This window comes from Kitasatospora sp. NPDC036755, assembly GCF_040636595.1.
Lineage (GTDB): Bacteria > Actinomycetota > Actinomycetes > Streptomycetales > Streptomycetaceae > Kitasatospora.
On the sequence record NZ_JBEZUT010000046.1, the window covers coordinates 28,246 to 36,063 of the forward strand.

General features: G+C 75.5%; 4 protein-coding genes and 3 tRNA genes. 1 reads left to right on the plus strand and 6 read right to left on the minus strand.

Annotation, left to right across the window (positions count from 1 at the left end; all coding sequences use genetic code 11):
- From AB0E96_RS10090 to AB0E96_RS10115, 6 genes are all read right to left on the minus strand, one after another.
- On the minus strand, positions 1–288 hold a 288-nt coding region (locus tag AB0E96_RS10090; protein ID WP_359820850.1), incomplete at its 3' end, for a hypothetical protein.
- Complete coding sequence (locus tag AB0E96_RS10095; protein ID WP_359820852.1) at positions 285–1,556, minus strand: SPFH domain-containing protein; 1,272 nt, start codon at positions 1,554–1,556, stop codon at positions 285–287. The genes AB0E96_RS10095 and AB0E96_RS10090, both read right to left, overlap by 4 nt.
- 194 nt (positions 1,557–1,750) lie before the next feature.
- Entirely contained in the window at positions 1,751–4,849 is a 3,099-nt protein-coding gene (locus AB0E96_RS10100) for an Ig-like domain-containing protein (RefSeq protein ID WP_359820854.1), read from the minus strand.
- A 352-nt stretch (positions 4,850–5,201) separates the two neighbouring features.
- Positions 5,202–5,277: transfer RNA gene (locus tag AB0E96_RS10105), tRNA-Arg, on the minus strand.
- Between the two features lie 31 nt (positions 5,278–5,308).
- Positions 5,309–5,384, minus strand: a tRNA-Arg gene (locus AB0E96_RS10110).
- A 238-nt stretch (positions 5,385–5,622) separates the two neighbouring features.
- A tRNA-Ser gene (locus AB0E96_RS10115) sits at positions 5,623–5,716 on the minus strand.
- Positions 5,717–5,893: 177 nt separating this feature from the next.
- On the opposite strand from AB0E96_RS10115, the gene AB0E96_RS10120 reads away from it, so the two are divergent.
- Positions 5,894–7,818, plus strand: a 1,925-nt coding sequence (locus tag AB0E96_RS10120) for a PAS domain-containing protein (protein ID WP_359820857.1), incomplete at its 3' end; no start/stop codon positions are given.

Consider the following 7,818-nt stretch of genomic DNA (forward strand, 5'->3'; position numbering starts at 1 on the left):
CTGCTTCCCGGCGGCGGCGTGCGCGGAGCCGGCGCCGGCCGTCAGGCCGACGACGCCGGCCCCCGCCAGCACGGTGGTGGCCAGGCAGGTGCTCCGTACGGCCCGGTGTATTCGGCCGCCGCCGACCGCCGCCGCGGAGCGGGCGGTGCGTGGCCGGACGACGCAGTTGGGGCAGCCGCAGCCCGCGACCGCGGGGATGCTGCCGAGGCGCTCCTCGAAGCCGATCAGACCGGGATCGCCGTCGGGGCCGGTCCCGGGTTCGGCGTACGCGCCGGTGGCTATCCTCATGCGGGTCGTCCTTCCTTCCGCCCGGCACGGGCGGCCGGGGACGGTACCGAAGCGGCCACTCCGGCCGGGGCGACGAAGGCGACCAGCAGCTGTTCCATCAGCGCGCTGCGGGCGGCCTCGTCCAGTTCGTGCGCGGTCGCCCGCTCCAGACGGCGGACGGCGAGCGCCGCCGCCTCCACCGCGTCGTCCACCAGGACGGTGCGCAGGCCCGCGTCCAGGTCGGCCAGCCGGCGCCGGCGCATCGACTCGGCGACCTCGGGCGCGTAGTCTAGGGCCAGCGGCTGCACCGAGTAGACCTCCAGACCGGCCGGGGCGGCCTCGGCGGCGAGTGCCCTGGTCATCTCGTCGGCGAACCACTGCCCGTCGCGCAGTGCCGGGCCGGGCGCGGCGTTGCTGTCGCAGGGCAGGGTGGACGCGGTGCGGGTGAGCACCGCCTGGACCTGCTCGCGCAGGTAGCCCTCGTGGTCCTCGATCGCCAGCAGCGCCCGCGCGGTGTCCTTGACCCGCCAGACGATCAGCAGCCGGACCACGATCGGCGTGCCGGTGCGGTCCACCACCTTGACCGGCTCACTGCGCCAGTGCCGCAGCCGCACGTCCACCCGACGGCGGCGCAGCAGCGGGTTGACCCAGACCAGGCCGGTCCGGCGGACGGTGCCCCGGTAGCGGCCCCAGCGGGTCAGCACCCGGGTCTCGCCGCCCGCGTTGGCCAGCAGCCCGGCGAGCGCGAACACCACCAGCAGGCCGGCGGCGGCCGCGGCGGCGATCCACTGCGCGTCCACCTCCATCCGGCCGCTCTCCCGCGCGGCACCGCTGCGCAGGTCGGGCAGGGCGTCCCAGTGGGGGATGACGCCGGTGCGCAACAGTACGAGCAGCGCGCCGGCCACGCCGATCAGCACCGCCAGCAGGGCGATCCAGCCGGGCAGTGCGGTGGCACGGTGCTCGCGCAGCGCCTGGTCGGCGCGCGGCGGGCGCCGGGAGGTGGCGGCCGGCGCCCCGGCCGTCACCGGTTCCGGGAGCTCGACCGTCTCCGGGGCGGCCGTCTCCAGCGGGTCGCGGTGGTCCGCCGCCCCGGCCGGCGTCGGGCTGGGGACGACGGCCAGCGGGGTGGTCGCCGGACCGCTGTCGGCCGGGCCTCCCTGCTTGAAGGCCTTGACGGCGGTGACTCTGGCCAGCGGGCTGGAACCGGCGGCGGAACGTTCCGGCAGGGCCGGCGGAAGCGCCTTGGGAAGGTGGTCGGGTCGCTGCGAAGAATCGCGGGTGACGTCCATGCACGGATCCTCTGGGTCGGTGTGTCGCGCAACGGGCGGCCCGGATCTGACGGGCAGTGCCAGGGTCAGGCTAAGTTCATACGTCATCAAATGCGACATTTGAGCCGAGGTGTGTCGACATTTACTGACGAATCATCCAAAGCCGACCTGACGCGCAGGCACATGAGCGGGTGGTCGGGACAGTTCGGCACGGTTCAGCGCCGAGGAGCACCTGACCTGCGGGAGAGCACCCGACGGGTGATCAGTCCGAGGCCGGTGAGCACCATCAGGGCTCCGGCGAGCCCACCGCGCCGGCCGGCCTCCCCGGGCCGCCCCGACGCGTCCTGCGCGGCCTCCGCCGGCGGCGCCGCCAGCGGGCGGGCCGCGCGGTCAGCGCCCTCGGCGGGCTGGTCGGGCTCGGCGGACCCGCCAGCCCCGGTCGGTCCGGTCGGCGAGGGCTCGGGCCTCACCGCGGACTTCGCCGCGACGACGGCCACCGGCGAGGCGCCGGCACCGGCGGCCGGGGTCGTGGAGCCGGCCGAGGAGGTCGATGAGGTCGATGAGGTCGAGGCGACGGGCCGGGAGGAAGGGGCGGACACGGCGGACACGGTGGGCGCCGCCGGAGACGACGTCCGCGGACCCGCCTTCCCGGACCCCGACGGGGCCGTCGCCGGCCCCGAGGCCCGCGCACTCGCCGCCGCACCCGTCGTCACCGCACTCGCCGTGGCCGGACCCGCCGGCACCGGACTCTCCGTCACCGGCCGGGCCGCCACCGGCGGAACGACGATCGGCAGCACCGCGGGCACCGCCGCGGCCGCCGGACTCGACGGGGCCGGCGCCGGGCCAGGGGCGCTCGGACTCGGCCCGGCGGGCGTCGACGGCCTCGGGGCCGCCGAGCTCGCCACCGGACTGGCCGTCGGGCCCGGAGCCGGAGTCGAAGCCGTCGCGGCGGACGCCGTCACCGTCGGAGCGGCCGGAACGCCCGCCGCCGCCGTAGTCGCACCCGTCGGACCGGCCCCGGACGGGCTCGGCACCGCCACACCCGGCACCGCCGGACTCGGCAACGCCACACCCGCCGCCGCCGGACTCTGCGCCGCCGCACTCGGCACCGCCGGACTCGCCCCGGACGGGCTCGGCGCCACCGGCACGGTCGCCGCTTCTGCCGCTTCTGCCGCTTCCGCCGCCTCCGCCGTGTCCACCCGTACCCGCACCGGTTCCGCCGAGACCTCGTTCCCCGCCCGGTCAGTCGCCGTGACGATCAGCCAGTGCTCCCCGTCCGTCAGGTCCCGGTTGGCCGTGCAGCTCCAGCTCCCGTCGAGCGCCGCCGTCGCCCCGCACAGCACCGTCCGCCGGTCGGCGTCCGTGCCCGCCTCGGCCCGGGCGGTGACCAGCACGTTCGCGTCCGGGTCGGCCCGGCCGGCCAGCTTCGGGCGGCTGACCCGCAGCGTCTCCCCGGGGGCCGGCGCGGTGAGCACCGGCCGCTCCGGCAGGCCGGTGTCGACGACCAGCTCGACCGGCGTCCCGGTCGTCCGGTTGCCGGCCACGTCGACCGCGACCGGGGTGAGCAGGTGCTTCCCGTCCGTCAGGTTCTCCACCGGCAGGCAGGACCAGCGGCCGTCCGCCGGCACCCCGGTGATGCACAGCTCGTCCTTCGAGCCCTGCTCGACGACCGAGACGGTGCTGCCCGCCTCGCCGGTGCCGCCGAGCCGGAGCCCCGGGTCGTTGGTGTACGCGGGGACGGTGAGGGTGGGGGCGCCCGGCGGAACGGTCTTCACGCCGACCTTCACGGGCTCGCCGCGCAGCACCACGCCTCCGCCGGTGGTCTCCACCGGGGTGAGGGCGTGCGGGCCGGCGGCCAGCGCCGTACCGGGGCGGCAGGACCAGGCGCCGTCCTTCCCGGCCTTGGCCTCGCAGAGCGTGGTGTCGCCCTCCCGGACCTCCACCGTGGCGCCGGACACCGCGCCCCCGCCGCTGATCCGCGGGCGGGCGTCGGCGAGGACGGCGCCGTCCACCGGTTCGGCGATCTCCGGCCGGGCGGCGCCGACGATCAGCTGGATCAGCTGGTCGGTGACCTGTCCGGAGTCGGCGAACCCGCCGGAGGAGACGAGCTGTCCGCCGTCGCGGCCGATCCGCAGCCGGGCCCAGGTCTCGCCCGAGGCCGCGCCGGGCGGGACGGTCCATTCGAGGGTGGCGGTGTCGGCGCCGGGCGGGATCTCGGTCTGCACCCGCCCGGTGGGGTCGAACCGGCCGGTGTGGCCGAAGTCGATCCAGCCGGCCAGGGTGGCGGGCCGGTCCCCGACCGCGACCGGCACGGTAAGCCGGTAGTAGCGGCCGATCGCGGCGTCGGTGGGGAAGGCGAGCGACGGGTCGGCGCCCCGGTACTCGCCGCGGCCGGGCTGGAGCCTGGCCTGCGGGCCGGCGAAGGGGGTGCGCGGGCCGGCCGCCCGGTCGAGCCGGACCAGCGGACCGCCGTCCGGGGCCTCGACGGCGCGGGTGCCTCCGGTGCGCGCCGGTCCGGTCGCGTCGGCCCCCAGGGAGAGGTCGGAGACGACGTGCGAGGCGTTGCCGTAGTCCTGCGGCGCGGTGCCGAGGCCCTCGTCGACGGTGACGGTGTAGGCCTGGCGCAGGGCGGGCGGGGCGGTGGTGCTGCCGGCCCGGGCGACGGAGCGCTGCTCGATCCGGAAGACCGCGGTGCGGACCGTCCCGGCCAGCTCCAGCGAGCCCTCGGCCGCCGAACCGGGATCGCCGTCCAGGGCCCCGTCCGGGCTCGCCGGGGCGAGGACGTTGCCGTCGACCGTCCAGCCGGACCAGTCGGTGCGGTCGACCAGGGAGGGGGCGGCCGGTGAGCCGCCGGTGAGGGTCAGCCGGGCCGCCGTGCTGGTGCTGCCGGAGGCCCCGGTGGCGAGCGCGGCCAGGCCGCTGAGGTGCAGCCGGGGGTTGCGGACCGGCTGGGAGAAGTCCAGCCTGAGCGTTCCCACGGTGTGCCAGGAGCCGTCCGCCTGCGGGCGGTCGGGGGTGAAGGCGAAGGTCTGCGCGGAATCCCCGGGGCGCATTCCGTCGGTGTAGTGGGCGGCGGCGGCGCTGCCGGTCGCGGACCGGTCCGCGAGCTCGCCCGGCTCCGCGGTGACGGCCGTTCCCGGGGCGGCTTCGGCATCGATCCGGACCGAGAGCCCGGAGGGCAGCACCGCCCCGTGCTCGGCGGACCAGACGTCGGGGGACTGCCGGGCCGCCGAGAGCGGGGCGTTCCACAGGGTCAGCAGCCCGCTCGCGAGGACGGCCAGGGCGGCAGCCGTGCGGGAAAACTGTCGGCTCATCCGGCTCTCCTTCGCGGTCGGCTGCCGGGGAGGTGGGCAGTCTGCACAAGATCCGACAAAAAGGAATCACGATCCCGAGCCGGTCATACTGCGACACCTGTGCTTTTGGCCGTGTCCCACCCGTTCGGCGGTCATCCGGGCGGCAGGACGGGATGTACCCGAAACGGCTGCATTTCATCCATTAGGCGGCAATCGACACCACCCGAACGGACGCGGGAACGGGAGGTCCGGACCCATCCGGCGGACACCGGCCTCCGGGACGGGACCATCCACCGCGAGGCCCTGTTCGATTCACCCGCCGGGCGTCCCGGGAAAGGGAGAAGCCCCCGGCCGGTGGCCAGGGGCTTCTCGATGGTGCGCTCAGCAGGATTCGAACCTGCAACCTCTTGATCCGTAGTCAAGTGCTCTATCCGTTGAGCTATGAGCGCAAGGAACGGGCGAACCCGATCTTGCGGAGTTTGGTGCGCTCAGCAGGATTCGAACCTGCAACCTCTTGATCCGTAGTCAAGTGCTCTATCCGTTGAGCTATGAGCGCTCGCCCTGGTGAACGTTGTCTCCGGGGCGTTGCGGGGACAACATTACATGACCTGCGGCGCAGGACGAAATCGGTTGATCCGGGCCTCCGCCGGGCCCGCTCCGGCCTCCCCCGGGGCCCGCCGGGGACGGGGTCCGGGCTGCTCACGACCGCCCCGGGCCCGCCCCGGATCACTCCGGACCGCGCCCGGGAACGCGAAGAGCCCCCGCCGACGAGATCGTCGACGGGGGCTCCCGACTGGCGGAGGCTGAGGGATTTGAACCCTCGATCAGGAATAACCCCGAAACCGCATTAGCAGTGCGGCGCCATAGACCGGACTAGGCGAAGCCTCCCCACATGGACCGTCCCCGCGCGAGCGGAGCCGTTCCGTGTGTCAGTGATGATGCCACAACCCTGGGGCTCGGCACCAACCACCGCCAACGTTACTAGGCGGGTCGTCCCCGCCGCAAAGAAGAATGAGATACTGCCGTCTCCGGAGGAGCTGCCCCGAGCCGAGGAGACCTGTCGACGTGAGCAGCAGGCCGATCCGAGGCGCTGCTCGCCTCGCCGCCATACTCGACGCCCTGCCCGACGCGTTGTTGCTGGTGAACAGCAACGGCACCGTCGTGGATGCCAACAGCGCGGCGGTCCAGGCGTTGCAGGCACCGGGCACCTCGCTGGTCGGCATGGGCGTACTGGGCCTGCTCCCCGAGTTCGACCCCAGCCGGATCCCCGGCTCGATGCGCCCGGCCAACCGTGACGGCGACGCCCCGGACCGCCCGGTCCGGATGACCGCCCACCGCACCGACGGCACCACCTTCCCGGTCGAGGTCTCCGGCAACGACTTCGCCGACGACGGCGACGGCCGCGGCTACGCGCGTTCCCCGTACGACTCGTACCGGGAGAACTCGCCCTCCTCCTCCGACCTGCTCCTGCTGCTGGTCCGCGACCTCTCCGGCCGGCTGGGCGTAGAGGCCGAACTGCGCCGCCAGCACAAGCAGACCGAGATGATCCTGCGCGCCGCCGCCGAGGGCGTGCTCGGCGTGGACCTCGAAGGCCGCTGCGTGCTGGTCAACCCGGCCGCCGCGCACATCCTGGAGTACCGGGCGAGCGAGCTGGGCGGGCGCGAACTGCACCCGCTGATCCAGCACTCCCGGGCCGACGGCACCCCGCTGGCGCTGGAGGAGTCGGCGCTGCTGGACACCCTGACCTCCGGGCGCAAGCACCGGGTGCGCGGCACCGTGCTGTGGCGCAAGGACGGCCGGCCCGTCACCGTCGACCTCACCACCGCCCCCGTCCGGGACGGCGACCAGCTGGTCGGCGCGGTGATGACCTTCACCGACCGCAGCCGCGAACTCGCCCTGGTCGCCCGCAACGAGCACCTCACCGCCGTCCTGGAGAGCGAGCTGGGCGGCGCGCTGAACGCGCTGAACCAGCGGCTCGACGCCCTCGCCGCCGACCCGGCCGGCCAGCTCTGGCCGGAGGCGAACTGGACGCTGCGCCGGCTGGCCGCCGAGTGCCGCCGGTTCGGGAAGCTGATCGACGGGGTGCTCGACCACCAGCGCTGCGAGGCCGGCGAGTCCGGCGGCTCCGAGGCCAAGGACGGCAAGGAGCCCAAGGACCCCAAGGACGGCAAGGACGGGCGGAAGACCGCGGCCCGGGTGCCGGTGGGTCTGGACACGGTGGTCCGCCGGGCCGTCGAGGAGGCCGGCGAACTGGTCGGCCCCGGCCGGGTCCGGTTCTCGGTGCACGCCGCCGCGGTCGAGGTGATCGCCGACGAGCGGCGGTTGGCCCAGGCGCTGGCGCACCTGGTCGCCGACGTCAGCGGCATCGGACTGGCGCTGGACGCCCCCGCCGCCCCCTCCCCCGGTCTGGCCGTGCCCGGGCTGAACGGCGCCGCCGCGCCCGCGCTGCCGCCCGCCCCCGAGCCGCCGACCGTCGTGCTGGCCTCCGCCCAGCGCGGTGAGGTCGCCCGGGTCGAGATCCGCGGCCCCGGCGTCGGCGGCAGCCCCGTCCACCTGCCGATAGCCCGCACGGTGGTCGAGCGGCACGGCGGTGTGCTCCAGCCGCACGAGCTGCCCGGCAAGACCGGCACCACGTACGTCGTCGAACTGCCGCTGGACCCGGTCGCCGCCAAGGCCGCCGCCGAGCGCGCCGCCGCCGAGGGCCGCTCCGACCGGCCCAAGGAGAGCGACAGCGCCGTCCTGCCCGAGCTCCCGGGCATCCCGCAGCTGCCCAGCAGCGGTGAGAACGCCGAGACCGCGACGGCCGGCGAGCGGCCCGGCCCCGAGGCGGCCGAAGCCACCGCCGCCACCTCCGTGGTCGCGGCCCCCGACGCTTCCCCGGCCCCCGCGACGGCTGCCGCCTCCGCGGTCCCCTCGGCCCCCGCGGCCGTCTCGGACCCCGCGGCCGCCGCGGCATCCGCAACGGAGCAGGCGCCCGCCGAGGAGCCGCC

What these genes read in the sequence shown, in the direction of transcription:
- AB0E96_RS10100 (WP_359820854.1), bottom strand. Translation starts at nt 4,849, where the DNA reads ATGAGCCGACAGTTTTCCCGCACGGCTGCCGCCCTGGCCGTCCTCGCG.
- AB0E96_RS10095 (WP_359820852.1), bottom strand. Translation starts at nt 1,556, where the DNA reads ATGGACGTCACCCGCGATTCTTCGCAGCGACCCGACCACCTTCCCAAG.